The sequence below is a fragment of the Georgenia soli genome (assembly GCF_002563695.1).
GTDB classification, from domain to species: domain Bacteria; phylum Actinomycetota; class Actinomycetes; order Actinomycetales; family Actinomycetaceae; genus Georgenia; species Georgenia soli.
In genome coordinates this window covers 2715331-2739363 of record NZ_PDJI01000004.1, presented here as the reverse complement: position 1 = coordinate 2739363, position 24033 = coordinate 2715331, and the positions used below count along the sequence as shown (strand labels likewise).

At 72.9% G+C, this 24033-nt stretch carries 22 protein-coding genes and 1 tRNA gene; 10 read left to right on the top strand and 13 right to left on the bottom strand.

From position 1 onward, the window contains the following. Position 1: 1 nt before the first annotated feature. Both ATJ97_RS13700 and ATJ97_RS13695 read right to left on the bottom strand, forming a co-directional pair. Positions 2-622 carry a heme-binding beta-barrel domain-containing protein gene (locus ATJ97_RS13700; RefSeq protein ID WP_098484225.1) on the bottom strand — a complete coding sequence of 207 codons (621 nt, stop codon included), beginning with the start codon at positions 620-622 and terminating at the stop codon, positions 2-4. A gap of 26 nt (positions 623-648) precedes the next feature. Continuing rightward, positions 649-1374: a hypothetical protein gene (locus ATJ97_RS13695; RefSeq protein ID WP_098484224.1), complete on the bottom strand. Its 726-nt coding sequence runs from the start codon at positions 1372-1374 to the stop codon at positions 649-651. Positions 1375-1525: 151 nt separating this feature from the next. Here ATJ97_RS13695 and ATJ97_RS13690 point away from each other — a divergent pair, with 151 nt between their 5' ends. The 4 genes from ATJ97_RS13690 (at position 1526) to ATJ97_RS13675 (ending at position 4909) form a co-directional block, all read left to right on the top strand. Continuing rightward, entirely contained in the window at positions 1526-2239 is a 714-nt protein-coding gene (locus ATJ97_RS13690) for a winged helix-turn-helix transcriptional regulator (RefSeq protein ID WP_098484223.1), read from the top strand. Positions 2240-2765: 526 nt separating this feature from the next. Beyond that, the gene (locus ATJ97_RS13685) at positions 2766-3386 is read left to right on the top strand and encodes a DUF47 domain-containing protein (protein ID WP_098484222.1); all 621 of its coding nucleotides are present in this window, start codon (positions 2766-2768) and stop codon (positions 3384-3386) included. A gap of 6 nt (positions 3387-3392) precedes the next feature. Then, the gene (locus tag ATJ97_RS13680) at positions 3393-4394 is read left to right on the top strand and encodes an inorganic phosphate transporter (protein ID WP_098484221.1); all 1002 of its coding nucleotides are present in this window, start codon (positions 3393-3395) and stop codon (positions 4392-4394) included. Positions 4395-4477: 83 nt separating this feature from the next. Continuing rightward, entirely contained in the window at positions 4478-4909 is a 432-nt protein-coding gene (locus ATJ97_RS13675) for a septum formation family protein (protein WP_098484220.1), read from the top strand. Positions 4910-5141: 232 nt separating this feature from the next. Here the strand turns inward: ATJ97_RS13675 and pstB are convergent, their stop codons facing one another. The 10 genes from pstB to ATJ97_RS13625 all read right to left on the bottom strand — a co-directional run bounded on the left by pstB (position 5142) and on the right by ATJ97_RS13625 (position 18336). Beyond that, a complete protein-coding gene (gene pstB / locus ATJ97_RS13670; RefSeq protein ID WP_098484219.1) occupies positions 5142-5921 on the bottom strand; it encodes a phosphate ABC transporter ATP-binding protein PstB in 780 nt (259 codons plus the stop codon). A gap of 93 nt (positions 5922-6014) precedes the next feature. Continuing rightward, on the bottom strand, positions 6015-7061 hold the full coding sequence (gene pstA / locus ATJ97_RS13665) for a phosphate ABC transporter permease PstA (RefSeq protein ID WP_098484218.1): 1047 nt from the start codon (positions 7059-7061) through the stop codon (positions 6015-6017). Continuing rightward, on the bottom strand, positions 7061-8044 hold the full coding sequence (pstC, locus tag ATJ97_RS13660) for a phosphate ABC transporter permease subunit PstC (RefSeq protein WP_098484217.1): 984 nt from the start codon (positions 8042-8044) through the stop codon (positions 7061-7063). Before pstC ends, pstA begins: the two co-directional genes overlap by 1 nt. 284 nt (positions 8045-8328) lie before the next feature. After that, positions 8329-9420, bottom strand: a complete 1092-nt coding sequence (locus ATJ97_RS13655) for a phosphate ABC transporter substrate-binding protein PstS (protein WP_098484216.1) — start codon at positions 9418-9420, stop codon at positions 8329-8331. Positions 9421-9569: 149 nt separating this feature from the next. Continuing rightward, positions 9570-10697: a phosphate ABC transporter substrate-binding protein PstS gene (pstS, locus tag ATJ97_RS13650; protein ID WP_098484215.1), complete on the bottom strand. Its 1128-nt coding sequence runs from the start codon at positions 10695-10697 to the stop codon at positions 9570-9572. Positions 10698-10938: 241 nt separating this feature from the next. Beyond that, positions 10939-11907 carry an NUDIX hydrolase gene (locus ATJ97_RS13645; RefSeq protein ID WP_098484214.1) on the bottom strand — a complete coding sequence of 323 codons (969 nt, stop codon included), beginning with the start codon at positions 11905-11907 and terminating at the stop codon, positions 10939-10941. Next, positions 11904-14468 (bottom strand): RNA degradosome polyphosphate kinase, encoded by a 2565-nt coding sequence (locus tag ATJ97_RS13640; protein ID WP_098484213.1) that lies wholly within the window; start codon positions 14466-14468, stop codon positions 11904-11906. Before ATJ97_RS13640 ends, ATJ97_RS13645 begins: the two co-directional genes overlap by 4 nt. 55 nt (positions 14469-14523) lie before the next feature. After that, positions 14524-15462 carry a mycothiol synthase gene (gene mshD, locus ATJ97_RS13635; RefSeq protein ID WP_098484212.1) on the bottom strand — a complete coding sequence of 313 codons (939 nt, stop codon included), beginning with the start codon at positions 15460-15462 and terminating at the stop codon, positions 14524-14526. A gap of 111 nt (positions 15463-15573) precedes the next feature. After that, on the bottom strand, positions 15574-17550 hold the full coding sequence (locus ATJ97_RS13630) for an acyl-CoA dehydrogenase family protein (RefSeq protein ID WP_098484211.1): 1977 nt from the start codon (positions 17548-17550) through the stop codon (positions 15574-15576). 153 nt (positions 17551-17703) lie between these two features. After that, on the bottom strand, positions 17704-18336 hold the full coding sequence (locus ATJ97_RS13625) for a hypothetical protein (RefSeq protein WP_245862512.1): 633 nt from the start codon (positions 18334-18336) through the stop codon (positions 17704-17706). Positions 18337-18511: 175 nt separating this feature from the next. Here ATJ97_RS13625 and ATJ97_RS13620 point away from each other — a divergent pair. Next, positions 18512-18584: transfer RNA gene (locus ATJ97_RS13620), tRNA-Lys, on the top strand. Positions 18585-18613: 29 nt separating this feature from the next. On the opposite strand, the gene ATJ97_RS13615 is transcribed toward ATJ97_RS13620, so the two are convergent. After that, the gene (locus ATJ97_RS13615; RefSeq protein ID WP_098484209.1) at positions 18614-18988 is read right to left on the bottom strand and encodes an ArsR/SmtB family transcription factor; all 375 of its coding nucleotides are present in this window, start codon (positions 18986-18988) and stop codon (positions 18614-18616) included. A gap of 103 nt (positions 18989-19091) precedes the next feature. Here ATJ97_RS13615 and ATJ97_RS13610 point away from each other — a divergent pair, with 103 nt between their 5' ends. The 5 genes from ATJ97_RS13610 (at position 19092) to ATJ97_RS13590 (ending at position 23945) form a co-directional block, all read left to right on the top strand. After that, positions 19092-20543: an NAD(P)-binding domain-containing protein gene (locus ATJ97_RS13610; RefSeq protein ID WP_098485468.1), complete on the top strand. Its 1452-nt coding sequence runs from the start codon at positions 19092-19094 to the stop codon at positions 20541-20543. After that, positions 20540-20950: an arsenate reductase ArsC gene (locus tag ATJ97_RS13605; RefSeq protein ID WP_483866854.1), complete on the top strand. Its 411-nt coding sequence runs from the start codon at positions 20540-20542 to the stop codon at positions 20948-20950. Before ATJ97_RS13610 ends, ATJ97_RS13605 begins: the two co-directional genes overlap by 4 nt. 164 nt (positions 20951-21114) lie before the next feature. Beyond that, positions 21115-21678, top strand: coding sequence for a hypothetical protein (locus ATJ97_RS13600; protein WP_098484208.1), 564 nt, complete (start codon positions 21115-21117; stop codon positions 21676-21678). Positions 21679-21882: 204 nt separating this feature from the next. After that, entirely contained in the window at positions 21883-22557 is a 675-nt protein-coding gene (locus tag ATJ97_RS13595; RefSeq protein ID WP_098484207.1) for a response regulator transcription factor, read from the top strand. Beyond that, a complete protein-coding gene (locus ATJ97_RS13590) occupies positions 22554-23945 on the top strand; it encodes a sensor histidine kinase (protein ID WP_098484206.1) in 1392 nt (463 codons plus the stop codon). The genes ATJ97_RS13595 and ATJ97_RS13590 overlap by 4 nt, the downstream gene beginning before the upstream one ends. The last annotated feature ends 88 nt before the right edge of the window (positions 23946-24033 follow it).

Below are 24033 nucleotides of genomic sequence, written 5' to 3'. Positions count from 1 at the left end.
CTCACTCCTCCCGGCTCAGGCGGCCCGACGCGTAGGACTGCAGCTCGTGGCCGAACGCCGCGAGGTCCATGGCCCACATGAGGTCCCGCTGCACGAGGCCGTACATGCGGGTGGCGCCGCTCATCTCTGCGGCGGTCGCGGTCCGCACGACGGCGTCCGTGGACAGCTCGATCCGCGGGCCCCGCACGGCGCCGACGTACACGGCGATCTGGCCGGCGGGGTCCGCCACGAGCACCTCGAGGTCGGTCGGCCCGGGCGCGGGGGCACCGGCTCCCGTCCGGGCGCCGTTCCCCTCCGCGGCCGCGGTGCGCTGCGCCTCCGCGGGGACGGGTCGCCAGTAGGAGGTCTCGGTGGACCACAGCTGCCCGGGGACCAGGGCGGCCGCCCCCTCGTGCCCGGTCATCTCCCGGGCGATGGGGCGGGAGCCCTCGGGGTCGGCCAGGTGGATGGTGGAGGTCGAGCGCAGGTAGGGGCCGCCGTCGTGGTCGAACACGACCTGCTGCACGAACGGGGTCTCCGGCACGCCGGGGTACCCGAGCATGCCGAAGCCGCGCCACGTGCCGAGGAGCCAGGCGAGCGGGTAGCACTCGGGAGCGAGGTCGTCAGGGAGCTGGAACGGCATACGGCCAGGCTAGCCGTCGCCGGGGCTCACGTGCTGAGCAGGCGGCTGACCAGGTAGACGGGCACGCCGGAGGCGAGCACCAGGAGCAGCCCGGCGGCCAGCGCGGGGCGCACCCGGCGGGAGGCCGGGAAGCGGCCGAAGAGGATGTGGAGCGCGGCCGTGAGGATCCCGGCCGCGAGCCCCACGAGCAGCCCGGGGACCGGGCCCACGCCGCCGAGCAGGGCACCGGTCAGCAGGCCGACCCCTCCCCCGGCGACGGTCGCCAGCACGGCCACGAGCCGGGTCGGCGCCGGCACGGCGGTGACGGCGGCCGCGGCGGCGATCGTCGCCGCGGCCGTGACGACCAGCGCCGCGGTGACGTCGTCGCCCTCGACGGCGAGCCAGCCCGCGGCCGACGTCACCACGACGGCACCCGAGACCACCCCGGCCACCGACTCCACGAGCCGGGGGCGGCCGTCGCGCCGGAGCATCTGGTGGACGAAGGCGGCCACGACCGCGAGCCCCATGACGAGGGCGAGGTCACCCAGCGAGGTGAGGCGGACGACGACGACGGCGGCCAGGGCGGTCAGCGCGATGACCAGGCTGCCGCCGCGTGCGGTCGGCAGGGAGAGCAGGCGCGGCCAGCCGGCCGCGAAGACGAGGCCGAGGGCGAGGACGACGCCGGTGAGGACGTCCTGGGACAGGTAGCCCGAGAGCGCGACCGTGGCGGCGCCGACCGCGGTGAGCACGGCCCGGGTCGGGGCACTCATCATCGGCGGGTCCCGGGTGGGGTCGCCGCGCCGCCCGGACGGGACGGGGCGGCGGTGATCACCCGGCGATTGTTGCAGATGGAGCCGGGGCGGTCGGCGCGGGGCGGCCCCGGCGGCGCCGTTAGAGTGTGCTCACCCGTGAGGAGGGGACCCTGTGGCGGACCTGGTGATGCTCACCGCCGAACCGGACGGTGCGGCCCGCGTGCTGCCCGCCCTCACCCTTCTCGCCCACCACGTGCGAGTGGCGCCGATGTCGCCGTCGGCGCTCGTCGAGCACGACGGCGTGGCGGCCGTCCTGCTGGACGCCCGGACGGACCTGGTGGCCGCGCGGGCGTTGTGCCGGACCCTCAGCGGGCCGATGGGCGCCCCGCCCGTGCTGCTCGTCCTGGCCGAGGGCGGCTTCACCGCGGTCTCGCGCACCTGGGGCGCCGCGGACGTCGTGCTGGCGAGCGCCGGGCCGGCGGAGGTGGAGGCGCGGCTGCGGATGATCGCCGAGGCCGAGCAGCCGGCCCCGCAGGCGCACGGCTCCTCCGAGCGGGTTGAGGTCGGTGACCTGGTGATCGACGCCTCCGCCTACACGGCCCGGGTCCGCGGCCGGGCGCTCGACCTGACCTACAAGGAGTTCGAGCTCCTGCGCCACCTCGCGCAGAACCCCGGCCGGGTGCTCTCGCGGGCGCAGCTGCTCCAGGAGGTCTGGGGCTACGACTACTTCGGCGGCACGCGCACGGTCGACGTCCACGTCCGGCGCCTGCGCGCGAAGCTGGGCAGCGAGCACGACCAGCTGATCGGGACGGTGCGCAACGTCGGCTACCGGTTCGACCCGCGGGGGCGCGACGCGGTCGCCGGCGGGCGGTCCTCCGGCCACTGACGCGCTGGCTGCGGGTCGCCGGCGGACGGCCCGCCGGCCGCTGACCCGCTGGCCTGCGGCTTCGCCGTCGGCCGTCCACAGCTCACCTCTGCGGTTGCGCGGGCGCCGAACCCCTGCCGTACAGTGGTGCGTGACGTCGGGTCGCGAAAGCCCCGGGCTCCAACACAAGCCGCCACGAGCGGCCTTCGCGCCGACTGGCGCTCTCCGGCCCGGCGTCCTCATCTTCCCCTTCGGGGCCTTCACCTCCCCGGGCGCCCCGCACGGCGGGTCACGTACGGCGGGTCACGTACGGCGGAACGAGATGGCGATTCTGGTTCGCCACGGGCCGTTCCAGAACCATTTCCTCAACCTCGTCGCGACGCGGATTCGTCAGCCTCGTGCGGCTCCGACGACCCAGTGTGCTCAAGGACACGCTCCCGTGCGCGTCAGGCGAGCCGAGGCGCCGTTCCGGGGCCTGCCCGCTCCTGGCCTAGATTGGGACCGCCGGTTCACCCGGCGGTCATGTCCACGTCACCCGGGAGCATCGGTGCGATTCCGCCTCACCCCCCAGGACGGCGCCTTCTTCGATCTGCTGGCCACCAGCGCCGGGCACCTCGTGCGCGGCGCCGACCTCCTCGTCCGCATGCTCGGCGCGGACCGCACCCAGCGGGTGCAGCTGGCCGAGAAGCTGCACCAGGTGGAGCACGACGCGGACGAGAGCACGCGTGACTTCCTCAGCCGCCTCAACCAGACCTTCGTCACGCCGTTCGACCGGGACGACATGCACGCCCTCGCCAACGGCATCGACGACTGCATGGACGCCATCGACGAGGCCGGCGACCTCATGGTGCTGTACAAGGTCGGGGTGCTGCCCACCGGCGTCGCCGACCTCGTCGCCGTGCTGCGCCGGTGCGCCGAGCTGACGGCGGAGGCCATGCCGCGCCTGCGCTCGATGACCGACCTGCGCGAGTACTGGGTCGAGGTCGACCGGCTCGAGCGGCGGGCCGACCGTGCCTACCGGCGCCTGGTCGCGGACCTGTTCGACCACGAGGAAGACCCGATCACGATCATCAAGGTCAAGGGTGTCCTCGACGCGCTGGAGGAGGCGGCGGACGCCTTCGAGCGGCTCGCGAACGGCGTCGAGGCCATCGCGCTCAAGGAGTCCTGAGCCGACGTGGACGTCGTCCTCCTCCTCGTGGTGGTGGTCGTGGCGGTCGCGCTCGTCTTCGACTTCACCAACGGCTTCCACGACGCCGCGAACGCAATCGCGACCTCCGTCTCCACCCGCGCCCTCACCCCGGGGATCGCCGTGGCGCTGGCGGCCTTCATGAACCTCGTCGGGGCGCTGCTGGGCACCGGGGTGGCCGAGACGATCGGTTCCGGCATCATCACCCCGCCCGAGGGGGAGGACGGGCTCGGCGTGGTCCTCGCCGCGCTGCTCGGCGCGATCGCGTGGAACCTCCTCACCTGGTGGCTCGGCCTGCCCTCCTCGTCCTCCCACGCCCTGATCGGCGGGCTGCTCGGGGCGGGCCTCGCAGCCTCGGCCAGCGTGCACTGGGAGGTCATCGGGCTCCTCGTGGCGCTGCCGATGGTGCTATCGCCGCTGATCGGGTTCGTCCTCGCCTACGCCGCGATGGTGGGCACCCTGTGGGCGGTGCGCTCCCGCCCGTACCTGCCCACGCAGCGCCGGTTCCGGCTGGCGCAGACGATCTCCGCCTCGGCCATGGCGCTCGGGCACGGGCTCCAGGACGCCCAGAAGACCATGGGCGTCATCGTCCTCGCCCTGGTGGCCGGCGGCCTGCACGAGGGCTCGCAAATCCCGCTGTGGGTCAAGCTCGCCGCCGCGGTCACCATCGCGCTGGGCACCTATGCCGGCGGCTGGCGGATCATCCGCACCCTCGGCCGGCGCGTCATCCAGCTGGACCCGGCCCGGGGGTTCGTCGCCGAGTCCGTCGCCGCCACGCTCTCCTACGTCGCCGCGTTCGCCTTCCACGCGCCGATCTCGACGACGCACGCCATCACCTCCTCGATCATGGGGGTCGGCGCGACGCGGCGGCTCTCCGCGGTGCGCTGGGGGATCGCGGGGAACATCGCCGTCGCCTGGGTGCTGACCATCCCGGCCTCCGCCGCGGTCGCCGCCGGGCTGTACCTGCTGGCCCGGCCGCTGCTGCCCTGAGGCCCGACCGCCCCGGGTGCCCACCCGCGCCCGACGGCGATAGCGTGGTTCCTCCGCGACAGTCCGGACCGAGGAGCAGCTTGATGCGTGCGCGCGCCCTTCCCCTGCTCGTCGCCGTGGTCGCGCTGATGCCGCTCGGCGCGTGCAGCGGCGGGGCCGAGGTGGTGGACCTCAAGGTGGGCGACTGCCTCGACAAGAGCGAGCTCGGGGGGACCGAGGTGACCTCCGTCGAGACCAAGGAGTGCAGCGAGCCGCACGACGCCGAGGTCTTCGGCTCCGTCACGCACGCCGACGGCGACTACCCCGGCCGGGCCGCCGTCGAGAAGCAGGCGGAGGAGGAGTGCACGGCCAAGTTCGAGGAGTTCGTCGGCGTCCCGTACGCCGAGTCGAAGATCTACTTCTCCACCCTCTCCCCCACCAAGGAGGGCTGGGACAGGGCCGACGACCGCACCTCGCTGTGCATCCTGCTCTCCGACAAGCCCGTGAGCGAGTCCCTCAAGGGCGCGGCCCGCTGAGGAGGCCCGCTCCGGGAGACGACCCGCCAGTGGAGGCGGCGCGCCCGCTGGAGGCGCCGCGCCCGCTGGAGGCGCCGCGCCCGGTGGAGGCGCCGCGCCCGGTGGAGACGCCGCGCCCGGTGGAAACGACCCGCCGGCTGGACGCGCCCGGAAAAAGTTCCGCCCGGGACGCCTCTGGGACGACCGAAGCCCGGCCGCAGGGCCGGGCTTCGCCGTCGTCAACGCTCCAGGGTCACCCGAAGCGGCCGGAGATGTAGTCCTCCGTCGCCTTCACGGACGGGGAGGAGAACATCTTCTCGGTCGCGTCCATCTCGATGAGGTGGCCCGGCTTGCCGGTACCGGCGATGTTGAAGAAGCCGGTGCGGTCGGAGACGCGGGCGGCCTGCTGCATGTTGTGGGTCACGATGACGATGGTGTACTCGTCCTTCAGCTCGGCCATGAGGTCCTCGATGGCCAGCGTCGAGATCGGGTCGAGGGCCGAGCACGGCTCGTCCATGAGGAGCACCTGCGGCTTGACGGCGATCGCCCGCGCGATGCACAGGCGCTGCTGCTGACCGCCGGAGAGCGAGGAGCCCGGCCGGTGGAGGCGGTCCTTCACCTCGTTCCAGAGGTTCGCGCCGCGCAGCGACTGCTCCACCAGGTCGTCCGCCTCGGACTTCCGGATGCGGTTGTTGTTGAGCCTGACCCCGGCGAGCACGTTGTCGGCGATGGACATCGTCGGGAAGGGGTTGGGCCGCTGGAAGACCATGCCGACCTGCCGGCGCACCTGCACCGGGTCGACCTCCGGGGCATAGAGGTTCTGCCCGTCCATGAGGGCCTCGCCCTCGACACGGGCGCCCGGGATGACCTCGTGCATGCGGTTGAGCGTGCGCAGGAAGGTGGACTTGCCGCACCCTGACGGGCCGATCAGCGCGGTGACGGAGCGGGGCTCGATCGTCATGTTGACGCCCTCCACCGCGAGGAAGTCACCGTAGTAGACGTTGAGGTCGTTGACGTCGATGCGCTTAGACATGGGCGGTCCTTCCGGAGCTGGCGGGGCGCGCGGGGGTGAGCTGCACCGGGGGTGCGGGGCGGAGGTCGGAGGTGCGCAGTGCGCGGGCGGGGGTCACGAGACGCCCTTCGGCGAGAAGTACCGGCTCACCAGTCGCGCCACGAGGTTGAGCAGCATGACGATCGCGACGAGGGTGAGGGCGGCGGCCCAGGCCCGCTCCACGCCGATGCCGCCCTGGGCGTACTGGCGGTAGGCGAAGACCGGGAGGGTGGCCATGCGGCCCTCGAACGGATCGTTGTTGGTGGTGGCGATGATGCCCGTGGTCATCAGCAGCGGGGCGGTCTCGCCGATCACGCGGGCGATGGCGATCATCACGCCGGTGGTGATGCCGGCGATGGCGGTGCGGAGCACCACCTTGACCACGGTGAGCCACTTGGGCACACCGAGGGCGTAGGAGGCCTCGCGCAGCTCGTTGGGGACGAGGCGCAGCATCTCCTCCACCGAGCGCACGACCACCGGCGTCATGAGGACGGCGAGGGCGACGGCTCCCATGAACGCCGACCGGTAGGCCGGCCCGACGATGATCGTGAAGAAGGCGAAGGCGAACAGACCGGCGACGATCGACGGGATGCCCGTCATGACGTCCACGAGGATCGTGATGGCCCGGGCGAGGCGGCCCTTGCCGTACTCGACCAGGTAGATCGCGGTGAAGATGCCCAGCGGGATCGAGATCAGCGAGGCGATCCCGGTCACCCACAGGGTGCCGATGATGGCGTGCAGCGCGCCGCCCTCGCGCATGTCGCCGAAGATGCCGGTCATGTCCGTCGTCAGGAAGTCCCAGCTCATCATGGCCATGCCCTTGGCGAGCACGGTCCACACGAGCGAGATCAGCGGGACCATCGCCAGGAGGAACGCACCCGTCACGAGGCTCGTGGCGAGGCGGTCCTTGGCGCGGCGCCGGCCCTCGACGGCGCGCGAGGTGGCCCAGTTCGCGAACAGGAAGACGATGGCGCCGACCAGCGCGACGGAGGCGACGGTGGGTTCCGAGACCACGCTGAGGAGGACGAGCGCGACGACGACGGCGCCGGCCAGGATCCCCCAGGGCGCCCACGTCGGCAGCTTGCCGGTGCGCTCGAGCAGGGGTGCGGTGGTGGTCGTCATCAGTTCGCTCCCGAGAACTCGGCGCGGCGGGCGATGATCCAGCGGGCGAACAGGTTCACGCCGAAGGTGATCGCGAAGAGGGCGAGACCGGTCGCGATGAGCACGTCGGCACCGAGGCCGGAGGCCTCCGGGAACTGGTTCGCGATGTTCGCCGCGATGGACTGGTGCTGGCCCGGCTTGAGCAGGTAGAAGTTGATGAGGAACCCGGGCGAGAGAATCATCAGCACGGCCATCGTCTCGCCGAGCGCACGCCCGAGGCCGAGCATCGAGGCGCTGATGATGCCCGAGCGGCCGAACGGGAAGACCGCCATCCGGATCATCTCCCAGCGTGTCGAGCCGAGCGCCAGGGACGCCTCCTCGTGCAGGCGGGGCGTCTGGAGGAAGACCTCCCGGATCGTGGCGGTGATGATCGGCAGGACCATGACGGCGAGGACGATGCCGGCGGACATGATGTTCTTCGCCGGCGCCTGGAAGCCCACGAAGAGCGGGATGAAGCCGAGCGTGCCCGAGAGCCAGGCGAACAGCGGCTCCAGCTGGGGCACGAGCCACGACATGCCCCACATGCCGTAGACCACCGAGGGGATCGCGGCCAGGAGGTCGACGAGGTACCCGAGGCCCTGCGCCGCCCGGCGCGGCGCGTAGTGGGAGATGAAGAGCGCGATGGCGATGCTCAGCGGCACCGCGATGAGCAGCGCGATCACCGAGGAGAGCAGCGTGCCGAAGATGAGCGGGGCGATGTAGGCGGCCAGGCCCTTGCCCTGCATGAAGCCGACGGCCTCGTAGTCCTCCTGCGACGCCGTGATCGCGGGCCACGACCGCATGAGGAGGAAGCCGGCCACCGCCGCCAGGATGATGAGGATCGTGATGCCGGCACCGGTGGAGACACCGGCGAACACCTTGTTCCCCAGGCGGCCGGGGGCTTCGCTCAGCCGGGTCGCCGGTGCGCGCCCGGGCGGGGCGTCTGGAGTGGTGACGGTTGCCACGGGTCCTCCGGGTCTAGCGGTTGCGGGCGGGGGATGGTGCGCGGGAGACGGTCGACGACCGGTGCGGGGGCTCGGGGGTCCGCGCCGGGGCGGCAGCCTGAGGTGCGGCGGGGGACCGCACCATGACGGGGCCCGGACGCGAGCACGCCGAGGCCGACGCCACGAACTCTAGGCACCGCCGGTGTCCGCGAGGGAGTCGCAAGGTGAACAGCGGGTGAACTGCGCCTGTCGTCTCGCTCACAGGCGTCCGCGATCGGGTACGTGACACTGTCCCCGGGCCTTCCTCAGGCCGCCCGGATCTGGTCGATCGCGGCCGTCACCCGGGTGCGCAGCGCGTCCGAGATGGGGGCCGAGCCGGCCACCCGCGGGTCGGCCACCCGCTCCTGGCCCTCCTCGGAGGCGATGTAGCTGAGCAGCGCCCTGACGTTCTCGGCGTCCTGCTCGGACTCGTAGACCGAGCAGGCCATCGTGTAGGAGATCAGCACGATCGGGTAGGTGCCGGCCTCGGTGGTGTCGCGGGCCAGGTCGATCGTCAGGCGCAGGTCGGTGGCGCCCTCGGCCGGCGGGGAGGCGTCGACGACGGCGGCCGCGGCCTCCGGCGAGAACGGCACGAACTCCTGCCCCACCCCGACGGCGACGGTCCCGAAGCTGTCCGGGACCTGGGCGGCGTCGAGGTAGCCGATGGTTCCCTCCGCGGCCTCCATCGTGGTCACGACACCGGAGGTCTGGGCACCGGACTGGGTTCCCGAGATCGGCCAGGTCTCGCTCGGCTCGTGCGGCCAGGCGTCCCCCGCCGCGGCGGCGAGGTACTCGGTGAAGTTCTCGGTGGTGCCGGAGTCGTCGGAGCGGTTCACCGGGATGATGTCGGCGTCCGGCAGCTCCACGTCGGGGTTCGTCGCGGCGATGGCCGGGTCGTCCCACCTGGTGATGTCGCCGTTGAAGATCGCGGCGAGGGTCTTCGGCTCGAGATCGAGGTGCTCGGCACCGAGGCCGGGCAGGTTGTACGCGACAGCGATCGGGGAGATGTACAGCGGCAGCTCGACCACCTCGCCGCCGTTGCAGCGCTCACGCCCCCGGGCGAGCTCCTCGGAGCTCATCGGGGCGTCGGAGCCGGCGAACGCCGTCGCCCCGTTGAGGAACATCTCACGTCCGCTGCCGGACCCCACCGGGTCGTAGGACACGAGGACGTGGGGGTGCAGGTCGTGCATCCCGGCGAGCCAGGCCGTCATCGCGATCTCCTGGGACGAGGCGCCGGCCCCGGGGAGCGGGCCGGAGAGCCCGTCACCGCCGTCGTCCGCCGAGCCACAACCCGCCAGGGTGAGCGCCAGGGCGAACGACGCCGCTGCGATCGTGGCCGTCCGGGATGGTGCCCGCACGTGGTCCCTCCTCCGGTCCAACCGCTTTGCCGCCCACACTCTAGGCGGACCGGAACCCCGCGACCATTCGGTGCCACGACGACGGACGGGGCCGTCCCACCGAGGAGTTACGGTGGCACGGCCCCGCCCGCGGCGGTCGCTTCGGAGCGTCAGGCGACGGAGATCTGCTCGATCGCGGCCTCGACCTTGGTGCGCAGGTCGTCGGAGATCGGGGCGGAGCCGGCGACCGACGGATCGGCCGCGCGCTGCTGCCCCTCCTCGGAGGCGATGTAGCTGAGCAGCGCCTTGACGTTCTCCGCGTCCTGCTCGGACTCGTAGACGGAGCAGGCCATCGTGTAGGAGACGAGGACGATCGGGTAGGCGCCCGACTCCTCGGTGTCGCGGGCCAGGTCGATCGTCAGGCGCAGGTCGGTGGCGTCCTCGGCGGCCGGGGAGGCGTCGACGACGGCCGCGGCGGCCTCCGGCGAGAACGGGACGAACTCCTCGCCCACGCCGACCGCGACGGTGCCGAAGCCGTCCGGCACCTGGGAGGCGTCGAGGTAGGCGATGGTGCCCTCGGCGGCCTGGAGCGTGGAGACGACGCCGGAGGTCTGCGCGCCGGACTGGGTGCCGGAGATCGGCCAGGTCTCGCTGGCCTCGTGCGGCCAGGCGTCGCCTGCCGCGGCGGCGAGGTACTCGGTGAAGTTCTCGGTGGTGCCGGAGTCGTCGGAGCGGTTCACCGGGACGATGTCGGTGTCGGGCAGCTCGATGTCCGGGTTGGCCTCGGCGATCGCCGGGTCGTTCCACTTCGTGATGTCGCCGTTGAAGATCGCGGCGAGCGTCTCGGGCTGGAGGTTGAGGTTCTCGGTGTCGAGGCCGGGCAGGTTGTAGGCCACGGCGATCGGGGAGATGTACAGCGGCAGCTCGACGACCTCACCGCCGTAGCAGCGCTCGGCGCCCGCCGTGAGCTCCTCCTCGTCGAACGTCGAGTCGGTGCCGCCGAAGAGCGTCGCCCCGTTGATGAACTGCTCACGGCCCGTGCCGGAGCCGACGGGGTCGTAGGAGGCCTGGACGTCGGGGTTCTGCTCGGTGAACCCGGCGAGCCAGCCGTTCATCGCGTTCTCCTGCGACGACGCGCCCGCGCCCGGAAGGGTGCCGGAGAGGGCCGCGCCCTCCTCGGTGGCCTCGGAGCCGCCGCCGCTCTCCTCCGCGTCAGTACCACCACAGGCCGCAAGGGTGAGCGCCAGGGCGCTGATCGCGGCGAGACCCGCCACACGGCGGTTAGCTGCAAGCTTCACGGTAGATCCATCCTCTTCTCGGGGGGCCGGGAGCTGGGGGCCCGACTAGAAGAGGACGCTAGGGAGCGCGGGTGTCGGCGATGCGGGCGGACGATGAACGCCCGGTGAACATGACTTGTTCTTTCGGTCACAGTTTCGCAACGCGGGTCCGGGCCTCACGGCCGAGGTCCCGGGCGTTCGGACCGCGGCGGTCGTCGCACCGGCCCGGCGGCTGCTGCCGGGCGGCGTCGACGACGGACGGTCAGGACGACACGCGGTGCTTCTCCAGCGCCGCCACCGCGGCGCTGCGTCCGGGCCGCTTGGCCACGTGGACGACGAGCATCTCGGCGGTCCTCAGCCACGGGTCGGACTCGGGCACCTGCTTCATGATCCGGTGCGGCGTACGGTCCGCGATCTCCGCCACGACGGTGGGCAGCACGGGGCGGTGGGTGCAGATGGCCACGGGAAGGTCCCGGGTGGTCAGCTCCCGCCGCACGAGGTTGCGCACCGGCTTCCAGCGGCGCTCGTGCGCCGCCTCGGTGAGCTCGGGACGAAGCTCGGCCCCGATGCCGGTGGCCTCGAGGTACGGGCGCACCGTGGCGGCGCAGCGCTCCCACGGCGACGTCATGATCTCCTCGACGCCGTACGCGGCCAGCAGCGGGACGAGGCGCTCCGACTGCACCTGCCCCACGGCCGTGAGCGGACGCGTGGCCTCCTCGCCGTTCCAGGCAGAGCGCTTCCGGGCGCGGGCGTGCCGCAGGACGACCATCGTCCACGTGCGCAGGCGCTCGTCCTTCCACTGGTCCACGAGCGCGCCGAGGGGGTCGCGGTCGTGGGGGTAGGTGAGCAGCTTCGCGGCCTTGCTCACCTCGACCCAGCGCACGTCGTCGATCTCCTGGGCGTCGGCGGGGCGGACGGCGTCGCGGCACGTCAGGGACTGGGCCGCGTCGTCGAGCGCCTGCGCCGCCCAGTAACGGGTGACCTTCACCCGCCCGTCCTTCAGCCGGTGCCGCACGGTGGGCAGCGGCTGGCCGAGCGCGACCGGCACGCCCGTCTCCTCCGCCGCCTCACGGGCGGCGCACTCGACGATGGTCTCCCCCTCCTCGAGCTTGCCCTTCGGCCAGGACCAGTCGTCGTACCGGGGGCGGTGGACCAGCAGCACCTCGAGCTTGCGCCCGCGCACGCGCCAGGTGAGCGTCCCCGCGGCCAGGACCTGTGGCCGCGACGTCACCGGGAGGCCGCCACGCGGCGCCGGGCGCGGGCCATGAGCATCTCCTGGATGTCCTCGAGCCGTTCGCCGTCCGGCCCCCGGTCCACCCGGTGCCAGCCGTCCCGCTCGAGGTGCCAGGTGGAGGTGGTGTCCGCCATCGAGACGTCGAGCAGCTCCACGAGGAAGTCGATCTGCCCCTGGTCCGCGATCCGGATGAGGGCCTCGACCCGGCGGTCCAGGTTGCGGTGCATGAGGTCCGCCGAGCCGATCCACACCTCGGGCTCCCCGCCGTTGCCGAAGGCGAACACCCGGGCGTGCTCGAGGAAGCGCCCGAGGATGGAGCGGACCCGGATGTTCTCGCTGAGCCCCGGCACCCCCGCCCGGAGCGCGCAGATCCCGCGGACGACGACGTCGACCGGCACCCCGGCCTGACTGGCCCGGTAGAGGGCGTCGATGACCTTCTCGTCGACGATCGAGTTCACCTTGAGCTTCACCCAGGCCGGCCGGCCCTCGCGGTGGTTGATGATCTCGCGCTCGATGCGCTCGATCAGGCCGGTGCGCACCGACCGCGGTGCGACGAGCAGCCGGTGGAAGCGCGTGCGCGGCGCGTAGCCGGAGAGCTGGTTGAACAGTCGGGTGAGGTCCTGGCCGACGTCGCGGTCGCAGGTGAGCAGCCCGAAGTCCTCGTAGCCACGGGCCGTCTTGGGGTGGTAGTTCCCGGTGCCGACGTGGCAGTAGCGGCGCAGGCCGTCCTGCTCCTGACGGACCACGAGGCAGAGCTTGGCGTGCGTCTTCAGCCCGACGATGCCGTAGACCACGTGCACACCGGCCTGCTCGAGCTTGCGTGCCCAGGTGATGTTGGCCTGCTCGTCGAACCGTGCCTTGATCTCCACGATGGCGAGGACCTGCTTGCCGGACTCCGCGGCGTCGATGAGGGCGTCGACGATCGGGGAGTCGCCCGAGGTGCGGTAGAGGGTCTGCTTGATCGCCAGCACCTTCGGGTCCGCGGCGGCCTGGGCGAGGAACTGCTGCACCGACGTCGAGAACGAGTCGTAGGGGTGGTGCAGGAGGATGTCGCGCTCGCGGATCGCGGCGAAGATGTCGGTCGGGCTGGCCGACTCCACCTCGGCCAGCCCCTGCGCCGTGACCGGCACGAACTTGGGGTACTTCAGGCCCGGGCGGTCGAGGTCGTGGATGACGTTCAGGCCCGTCAGGTCCAGCGGTGCCGGGAGGTGGAAGACCTCCTGGTCGACCACGCCGAGCTCGCGCTTGAGCAGGTCGAGCACGTGCGGGCTGATGCCCTCGGCGACCTCCAGCCGCACGGCGGGGCCGAAGCGGCGCCGCATGAGCTCCTTCTCGAGGGCCTTGAGGAGGTTCTCGGCGTCGTCCTCCTCGACCTCGACGTCCTCGTTGCGCGTGACCCGGAAGGTGTGGTGCTCGACGATCTCCATGCCGGGGAAGAGGGCGTCGAGGTGGTGGGCGATGATCTCCTCGAGCGGGACGAAGGAGGTCCGCCCGCCCGCGTCGGCGGGCACGTCCTCCGGGCGGTAGGGCCGCCCCTCGGAGTCGACGGCGATGAACCGGGGCAGCAGCGGCGGGACCTTGACCCGGGCGAAGTGCTCCTTGCCTGACACGGGGTTGCGCACCAGCACGGCGAGGTTCAGCGAGAGGCCGGAGATGTAGGGGAACGGGTGCGCCGGGTCCACCGCGAGGGGGGTCAGCACCGGGAAGATCTGCTTGCGGAAGAACTTGTGCAGACGTTCCTGCTCGCTCCCGCTCAGCGCCTCCCAGTGGAGCAGGTGGATGCCCTCGGCGGCGAGCTTGGGCTGGACGTCGTCGGCGAAGACGCGGGCGTGCCGCTCGGCGAGCTCCTTGGCGCGGTGGGAGATCGCCTCGAGCACCTGGCGCGGGGAGAGCCCGGACGCGGCCGTGACCGCCATCCCGGTGGCGATGCGCCGCTTCAGGCCGGCCACCCGGACCATGTAGAACTCGTCGAGGTTCGACGCGAAGATCGCCAGGAACCAGGCGCGCTCGAGGATCGGCACGTCCTGGTCCTCCGCCTGCTCGAGCACCCGCTCGTTGAAGGCGAGCCAGCTGAGCTCACGGTCGGCGAAGCGGCCCTCGGGCAGCTCGGCCTCCCACGGCGGTAGGTCCTCCTCCGCCGCCTCCGCCTCGGCCTCCTCGACCTGGCGGGTGAGCGACGCGGACGACGCCGAGACGCCGGAGAGGACCCTGGCCATGGAGCGCGCCTGCGCGGCCATCTCGTCCTCGTCGTCGTCCTCGAGGCGGGCGAGCTCGTCGTCGTCCTCGAGCTCGTCGAGGTCGGCCTCACGGGCCTCGCCGTCCGCCAGGCCGGCGAGGTTCGCCTCGCGGGCCACCTCGGCCGCCAGGGAGCTGGCCGGCGCTGCCGACACCGTGGTGGCAGGGCCGTCGGAGGCGGTGCCGGCGGGGTCGTCGGAGGCGGTGCCGGCGGGGTCGTCCGAGTCCGCGCCGTCCCGGGAGAGCAGCTCGGCGGCGTCCTCGGCGACGCTGCCGTCGCCGCGCTCGTCGTCGTCCACGTGGATCTCCTCCGTGTCGCTCATGAATGACATCGTTGCACCGGAAGGTGGCCGGCGGGTGACGGGCCCGCCGGTCGTCTCATCGGTACTGGACGTCGGTGGCGACGCGCCGGAACCCCTGCTTCTCGTAGGTCCGGCGGGCCGCCACGTTGTCGCCCTCGACGTACAGCGTGGCGCGGCGCAGGCCGCGGCGCGACATCTCGTCCAGCGCCCGGGTGGTGAGCGCGGAGCCGAGGCCGCGGCCCTGCGCCTCCGGGTCCACGCCGAGGACGTAGATCTCGCCGGAGTCCTCCCCGGGGACCACCTTGACCCACATGGACGCCAGGACGCGGGCGCCGTCGTCGGAGGGCACGAGCCACAGGAGGGACGGGTCGAACCAGTCCTCGGCCTCCCGGGCCCGCAGGTCCTCCACCGTCATGCGGCCCTGCTCGGGGTGGTCGGCGAAGGCGCGGGCGTTCTGGCGCACCCAGACCTCCTCGTCCTCCCCCACCCGGAACGTCCGCACCTGAGGACCGTCACCCCCGCCCACCGGGACGACGGCGGACCCGCCGCGACCAGCGTCGTGCTGCTCCGGCAGGTCGGCGTGCCGCTCCGGCAGGTCCAGGCCCAGCTGCAGCAGCTCGCGCACGCGATCCATCCCGGCCGCGGCCGCGAGCGCCCGGGCGGCCGGCAGGTCGCCGTGCGCCCACACCGCCACCCCGGGTGCGCCGGCTCGGACGGCGTCGAGCAGGGCGCGGCCGACTCCCCGGCGGCGGTGCTCGGGGTGGACGGCGAGCTCGGCGCTGGTGCCGTCCGCGTCGATCTGGGCGTACGCGCGCACGGGCCCCTCACCCCCGGGGCCGCGCACGAGCAGGTGACGGACCGGCCGCACCGGGCTGCGCAGGTCGAGCAGCGGCTGCTCGGACAGGGCCGCCACGCCGTCGGCGGCAGCCACCGCCTCGGCGAGGGCGAGCACCTGCTCGACCGTCCGGCTGTCCAGGTGGTCCGTGCCGATGACCGTTTCGTCCGCGAGTGCCATGGGCCCATCCTCGCCCGGGCCGCGCTTTCGCGCCTCGCTCGTCCGCCTGCCGCCGGTCCCGTGCTTGGTGCCGCCGAAGGGCCCCTTCGTCGCCGTCGGTGGGTCGCCGGGTCAGTCGCCCGGCGCGGTCGGGGGCAGCATCCGGCGGGAGACGTCGGGCGCGCGGGCCGGCCCGGCCGAGGAGTCCGCGATCCACGGGCCGGTGCCCTCGCTCAGGTCGATGACGCCCGCCTCCGCCCAGACGTGGTCGCCGTCGAGGACGTCCTTCGCCAGAGCCTCGTCGGCGGCGTCGGTGTTGGTCCACAGCGCGTCGAAGAGTCGCTCGACGGTCAGCCGCGAACGACGGCACGCGGCGTCGGCGAGCCGGACGGCCGCGCGGCCGGTGGCTGCGTCGTCGTCCTCGAGCTGCATCTGCGCACGGGCGCACATCGCGGCCATCGCGAAGAGCTCGGCGCCGATGTCGACCACGCGGCCGAGGAAGCCCTGCCGCTGCTCCAGGCCGCCCTGCCAACGCGCCATGCCGTAGAACGTCGCGCGGGCGAGCCGGCGCGAGCTGCGCTCGACGAAGCGCACGTGCGTGGCCAGCGGCCCGTACTCGCCGTAGGAGGTCGGGACCGCGCCAGGACCGGTGAGCAGCTGCGGCAACCACCTGGCGTAGAAGGCCCCCGCGCGTCCGGCGGCCCGAGCCTTGCCGACCATGCCGACGTCCGGGTCGATGATGTCGCCGGCGACGGCGAGGTGGGCGTCGACCGCCTCTCGGGCGATGAGCAGGTGCATGATCTCCGAGGAGCCCTCGAAGACCCGGTTGATCCGCAGGTCCCGCAGGATCTGCTCGGCCGGGACCGCCCGCTCGCCGCGGGCCGCGAGGGAGTCCGCCGTCTCGAAGCCGCGACCACCCCGGATCTGCAGAAGCTCGTCGGCCACCTGCCAGGCCCGCTCGGAGGCGAAGAGCTTGGCGAGGGCGGCCTCGATCCGGATGTCGGTGCGGCCGGCGTCGGCCAGGTGCCCGGCGAGCTCGACGACCGCCTCCTGCGCGTAGGTGGCCGTCGCCATGAAGGCGATCTTGTGGGCGACGGCGGCGTGCCGCCCGACCGGCCGACCCCACTGGACCCGTTCGCGCGCCCACTCGCGGGCGATCTTGAGGGACCACTTCGACGCCCCGACGCACAGTGCGGGGATGGAGAGCCGGCCCGTGTTGAGGGTGGTCAGGGCGATCTTTAGGCCCTGGCCCTCGCGGCCGAGCACGTTCGCGGCGGGGACGCGGACCTGGTCGAACCGGGTGACGCCGTTCTCCAGACCCCGCAGACCCATGAAGGCGTTGCGCCGCTCGACCGTGATGCCGGGCGAGTCCGCCTCGACGACGAAGGCCGTGATGCCGCCGCGGTGCCCCTCGGACTGCGGCACCCGGGCCATGACCACGAGGAGCTCGGCGACGACGCCGTTGGTGGACCACAGCTTGACGCCGTCGAGGAGGTAGTCGCCGTCGTCGGTGGGGGTCGCGGTCGCGTGCAGGCGGGCCGGGTCGGAACCGACGTCCGGCTCCGTGAGCAGGAAGGCCGAGATGGCGCCGGCGGCGCAGCGCGGCAGGTAGGCCCGCTTCTGCTCCTCGGTGCCGAACTGCTTGACCGGCTCCGGCACCCCGATCGACTGGTGCGCGGAGATCAGTGCCCCCATCGCCGGGTTGACGCTGCCGATCAGCATCAGCGCGCGGTTGTAGTGCACCTGGCCGAGCCCGAGGCCCCCGTACTCGGTGGGGATCTTGATGCCGAACGTGCCGATGCGCGCCAGCCCCGCGACCACCTCGTCCGGGATCCGGGCGTCCCGCTCGATGGCCTGGCCGTCGACCGTCCTGAGGAACTCGGTCAGCTGCCCCAGGTAGGCCTCACCGCGGGCGGCGAGCTCCGGCTCGGGCCGTGGGTGCGGGGTGATGAGCTCGGGCCGGAAGCGCCCGAGGTAGAGCTCCTTCGCGAAGGACGGCTGGGTCCAGCCGCTCTCCCGGGCGGCCTCGGCCACCCTCCGCGCCTCGCGCTCGGTGACCTCGTGAGTCCCGCTGGCGCGTACGTCGTCGGACTGCCTCGTCGCAGTCATGTCTGCCTCCCGCCGTCGTTGCCGGTACCGGCAGTATCACCTGTTTCGGCGCGCAGGCACAGACTTTCGGTTCGGTGCTGGCCGTTGACCTGCTGACCTCGGCCCGCGGCGGCACTTTTTGGGGGCGTCCGACGGCGCCCCCGCGGAGTCCGGTCAGTCCAGCCGGCCTCCGCGGTAGAGCCCCGCGGCCTCCTCGAGCTCCTCCGCCGTGGTGAGCAGCGCGCCGGCGCGGCGCGTGACGCGGAAGGCGAGGTCGTCGTCGTCCTCCTCGATCCAGTCGGCGTGCATGGCGGAGCCGGTGGCGAGCACGCGGAGGAAGGCTGCGGCGCGCTCGAGCGCGACGGCGAGGTCGCCGTCGTAGAGGCCGGAGAGCACCTTGTCGCAGACGGCGGAGACCTCCTCGGGCCCGGGCGGCTCCTCGACGCCGGCGACGGCGCCCGCGACCTCGGCCCGCTCGAGGCCGAGGCGGTACCGGTCGGACACCGCCGCGGGGTCGCGCCGCACCCACTCGCGCAGGAGGTAGAGGCGCCACAGCGTGCCCGGGAGGGTGGTGTGCGGGCTGCGGGACCACAGCGCGGCGATGGCGTCGAGCCCCTCCGTGTCGACGAGCTGGACGAGCCGCCTCACCAGCTCCGGGTCCTCGGCACCCTCGCGGCCCCCTCGCACCAGGGCCTGCGCGGAGGTGTGGGCGACCTCCGAGCGAAGGGCCGGGTCCTCGTCGCCCTGGATGGCCTCGGCCTGCGCCGGGTCCAGCATCGCCGGACGGCGGAAACGTCGTTCGCTCATGCCCCCTGCTCCCTCCCCCCTGGCGGGGCTCGGCCCGCACGGCGCCCTGCCGTCCGGTTCACGCTCAGACGCTACCCGCGTGCGGGAAGCCCGTGCAGTCCGAAGGTCACAGGTGCAGGTGGGCGGCTGGCGGCGCGGGTAACCTGATCCTCCGTCGTCCGGCAACGGACGGCCGGGGCCTCTAGCTCAATCGGCAGAGCAGCGGACTTTTAATCCGCGGGTTGTGGGTTCGATCCCCACGGGGCCCACTCTTCCTCCGCGCCTGCGGTGCCCGCCGTCAGCAGCAGTCTCCGGCGTTGGCGTGCCGCGTGGTCAGCACTCCGCCGAGCGCGTCGAGCGCAGCGGGGACGACCGCGTAGTAGGCCCATCTCCCGCGCTTCTCCCGGGTGACCAGGCCCGCTTCCACCAGCACCTTGAGGTGGTGGGAGACCGTCGGCTGGGAGAGGTCGAGGGGCTCGGTCAGGTCGCACACGCACGCCTCGCCGCCGTCGTGACTGGCGATGATCGACAGCAGCCGCAGTCGGGCCGGGTCGGCGACCGCCTTCAGGATGCCCGCCAGACGCTCGGCGTCCGCGATGCTCATCGGCTCGCGGGTGAGGGGGCTGCAGCACACCCCCGCCTCCGGGGACTGGGCGAGGGGAAGCGTGGCCATGGCACGAGTATGCCTCACTGATTGACAAACGTCGATGGGTAGCGCATGCTCCCAACGATCGACGTCAATCAATACGTTGTGCGTCATCCCGGGAGGCACCACCATGTCGAGAACACCCGCGTCGGACCTGCCGGTCGTCGTCATCGGCGCCGGTCCGGTCGGCCTGGCGGCCGCCGCGCACCTCCTCGAGCGGGGCCTGGACCCGCTCGTCCTCGAGGCGGGCCACGCCGTCGGCGCGGCGATCCGGGAGTGGGCGCACATCCGACTCTTCTCGCCGTGGCAGTACGACGTCGACGCCGCGGCCGCGCGCCTCCTCGAGCCCACCGGCTGGGAGCGACCGCGGGGGACGCGACTCCCCACGGGCGGGGACCTCGTGACGCAGTACCTCGAGCCCCTGGCCGCACACCCGCAGCTTCGCCACCGGATCGTCACCGGCGCGAAGGTGGTCGCGGTCAGCCGGGTCGGCATGGACAAGACCCAGGGCGCCGGCCGGGCGGATCGCCCCTTCCTGGTCCGCGCCGTCGTCGACGGCAGGGTCGTGGACCACCACGCCCGCGCGGTCGTGGACGCCTCGGGCATGTGGCCGCAGCGCAACCCGCTCGGTGTCTCCGGCCTGCCCGCGCCCGGCGAGGCGGAGGCGGCCCCGTTCCTCCTCGGCCCGCTCCCCGACGTGCTCGGCTCGGACCGCGAGCGCTGCGCCGGCAGGCACGTCCTCGTCGTCGGCGCCGGCCACTCCGCCGCCAACACGCTGCTGAACCTGGTCGAGCTCGCCCGCACCGAACCCGCCACGACCATCACCTGGGCGGTCCGCGGCGCGTCCGCGACCCGCACGTACGGCGGCGGGGACGCCGACGGGCTGCCCGCGCGCGGCCGGCTGGGCTCACACCTGCGCGAGGCCGTCGCGGCCGGGAAGATCCGGCTGCTCACCTCCGCCACCGTCGCCGCGCTCGCACCCGACGGCGACCAGGTCACCCTCACCCTCAACACCCCCACCGGCCCTCGGGAGCTGACCGTCGACGCCGTCGCCGCAGCGACGGGCTTCCGCCCCGACGTCGACATGCTGCGCGAGCTGCGCCTCGACCTCGACCCCGGCGTGGAGGCACCACGGGCGCTGGCGCCGCTCATCGACCCGGAGCACCACTCCTGCGGCACCGTGCCCGCGCACGGCGCCGAGACCCTGGCGCACCCGGAGCCCGGCTTCTTCATCGTCGGGATGAAGTCGTACGGCCGCGCGCCGACCTTCCTCCTCGCCACCGGCTACGAGCAGGTCCGCTCCGTCGCTGCCCACCTCGCCGGCGACGAGCGGGCCGCCCGCGAGCTGGAGCTCTCCCTGCCCGAGACCGGCGTGTGCTCGACCACGCTGCCCGTCCTCGACCTCGAGGGTCACGCTGTCGTCGCGCCCGACGACGCCGGCTGCTGCAGCGCACCGCGCCCCGAGCCGGCGTTCCTCGGCATCCCCACCGGGCTGAGACACGGCAGAGCCTGCGAGCCGGAGCCCATAGCCTCGGTCCAGCACACCCGCAGCACCCGTTCCGAGGAGTCCTCGTGCCAGTGACCGGCCGCCCCAGCGTCATGTTCGTCTGCGTCCACAACGCCGGCCGCTCCCAGATGGCCGCCGGCTACCTGACGGCGCTCTCGCACGGGGAGGTCGAGGTCCGCTCTGCCGGCTCGGCGCCCGCTGACCAGATCAACCCCGTCGCGGTGCAGGCGATGGCCGAGGAGGGCATCGACATCACCGCCGCCAGGCCGAAGATCCTCACCCCCGACGCCGTCCAGGCCTCCGACGTCGTCATCACCATGGGTTGCGGCGACGCCTGCCCGTTCTTCCCGGGCGTGCGCTACGAGGACTGGGAGCTCGAGGACCCCGCCGGCAAGGACCTCGGGACCGTACGACGGGTCCGCGACGACATCCGCGCCCGGGTCGAGACCCTGCTCGGGGAGCTGCTGCCCGGCCGGGCGTGACAGCTGCCCCGGGCACACCCCGCGGTCCCGCCGTTCGTAGGGGTCGCGGAGCGGGCACCCTTGCTGGCTGAGCGGACCGACAGGTCCGTTCAGGCTCCCTTCAGGTGGCCCCTCGCACAGTGGTGCGCGCAATGAGGCAACCACCATGAAGAGGGAGTCACCCGATGTCTCACAAGACCATTCTCGGCGGGTTCGCAGCTGCGGCCGTCGGCCTGTCGATGCTTGGCGGTGCGCTCCCGGCGTCCGCAGCCACCACGACCTCCTTCGCCCCGGCCGGGCAGAGCTCCTACGACCACAACCACCACCACAAGAACAAGTGTTGGGACGTGGACTTCTACCGGCACCACGGCCACTGGGACGTGACCTGGCGGGACCGTGACGGGTGGCACCGTGAGCACGCCCGCTCCTACCGCGACGCCGTGGACGAGCTGAAGGACCACTGCGACCGCTTCGACAACGGTCACCACTACGGCGACCGCAACCGTGACCGCGACCACGACAAGGACCACCGCGAGCACCACGGCGACCGCCACTACGGCGACAAGGACCGTGACCACCACGGCGACCGCCACCACGACTACAAGAAGGACCGTGACGACCACGGCGACCGCCACCACGACTACAAGAAGGACCGCGACGACCACGGCGACCGCCACCACGACTACAAGAAGGACCGCGACGACCACGGCGACCGCCACCACGACTACAAGAAGCACGACGACGACTAGCACGGCGCGGTAGCACCGCCACTTCAGCCGAGAGGACCTGAACGGATCCTCCTCGGAGCGGAGCACGTCCCCCCACGTTCGCTCGCCTCGGACGTGGGGGTCATCCCGCACCCAGCACGGGGGCGGCCGGGACTCCCGGCCGCCCCCGTCTCGTGCGTAGCCTGAAGACGCACACGAAGACCCATGAGGACGTGGGGAGAGCACGTGCGTGTTCTGGTTGTCGAGGACGAGCGCCCCCTGGCCACCGCGCTGCGGCGGACCCTCGAGGCCGAGGGCTTCAGCGTGGTGGTGGCGGACGACGGCATCGACGGCGAGTGGCACACCCGCGAGCAGGAGTTCGACGTCGTCGTCCTGGACGTGATGCTGCCGCACCTGTCCGGCTACGAGGTGTGCCGCCGGATGCGCGTACGCGGCGACAGCACCCCGGTGCTGTTCCTGACGGCCAAGAACGGCGAGTACGACGAGGCCGACGCCCTCGACATCGGGGGCGACGACTACATGTCCAAGCCGTTCTCGACGGTCGTCCTCTCGGCCCGGCTGCGGGCCCTGGCCCGTCGCGCGGCGACGAGCGACGGCCCGCCCCTCACCGTCGGGCCCCTCCGGCTCGACCCCGCCCTCCAGCGCGCCTGGTGCGGCGAGCGTGAGCTGCAGCTGACGGCCCGCGAGCTCGCGCTGCTGACCTTCCTCGTGCACCGCGCGGAGCACGTGGTCGGGAAGCACGAGATCCTCGAGCACGTGTGGGACCAGGCGTTCGACGGCGGTCCCAACGTGGTGGAGGTCTACATCGGCCGGCTCCGGCGCAAGCTCGGCCCCACACCTGGCATCTCGATCAGCACTGTGCGGGGACTGGGGTACCGCCTCAGCGGGAGGCACCCGTGACGGGCGGCCGGCTCAGCGTGCGGGCGACCACCACGCTCGCGGCGACGGCGGTGGTCGCCGTCATCCTGGCCGGGGCTGGCGCGGCACTGGTCCTGCTCGTGCGTCAGGAGCTCGTGGCCGGCGTCGACGCCATGGCCCAGGACCGCGCCCTCGACATCGCCGTCCTGCAGGACGGCCTGGTGACCACGCCGGGGGTCCGCCCGGTGCCGTACAGCGGCAGCCTCGTCCAGGTGCTGGACGACCAGGGCCACGTCATCGCCGCCAGCGAAGGACTGAAGATCGGCCCGATGTCGCGCCCGGTCGACGAGCCGCACGTCCGTACCCGCACGCTCCCCGTCACACCAGGCCGTCAGTACCGGGTGCTCGCGATGCCGGCCGGGACGTCGAACCACCCACGCACCGTCGTGGTCGCGCAGTCGCTCAGGGCCGCGAACCGGGCGGTCTCGGACACCGCCCGGATGGTGGCGGCCGTCTTCCCCGCCGTCCTGGTGCTGACGGGGCTCGTCACGTGGCTGAGCGTGGGCCGGGCCCTGGCCCCGGTGGAGGAGATCCGGCGCAAGGCGGCCACGATCGGCGCGGGTGACCTGTCGCAACGCGTGCCGCTGCCGCCCGCGCGCGATGAGCTCTACCGGCTCGCGGACACGATGAACTCGATGCTCGCCCGCATCCAGGCGGCGACCGAGCGGCGCCGCCACTTCGTCTCGGACGCCTCGCACGAGCTGCGCACGCCCCTGGCCAACATGCAGGCGATGCTGGAGGTCGCCGTCGCCCGGGACGAGCCTGACCTGTGGCAGGAGACCGCGGCTGCCCTGCACACCGAGCAGTCCCGCATGGCTCGGCTCGTCGACGACCTCCTGCTGCTCGCCCGGCTCGACGGCCGCGCCCCGCGGACGGAGCGGGAGGTCGACCTCGACGACGTGGTCCACGACGAGGCACAGTGGCTGCGCCGCACCACCGACCTGCAGGTCGAGGTCGAGCCTCTGCCGGCGCTCCGGGTGCTCGGGGACCCGTCACAGCTGGCGCGCGTCCTGCGGAACCTCACCGACAACGCCCGCCGCCACGCCCGCACGACCATCTCGTTGTCGTTGCGGCGGCATGGCGGCTCCGCCGTCGTCACGGTCCGGGACGACGGCGGGGGCATCGCCCCGGAGGACCGCGAGCGCGTCTTCGACCGCTTCGCCCGGCTCGACGAGGCCCGCGGCCGAGACCAGGGCGGCAGCGGGCTCGGCCTCGCCATCAGCCGCGAGATCGCCCGTGCTCACGGCGGGGAGCTCCTGGTCGCTGACGCCACGGGCCCGGGAGGGGCGGTTCTCGAGCTCCGGCTGCCGCTGCTCACCGAGGAGAGCGAGGCGGCGTCCGACGACGAGCACCAGGCCTCCCTGAGCTGACCGCTGGCCCTCGCCGCACAGACTAGCCGCGGTCTCGCGGCAGGACGTGTCAGCACACAGCAGAAGGGGCCGGCCGCACCGTGGTGCG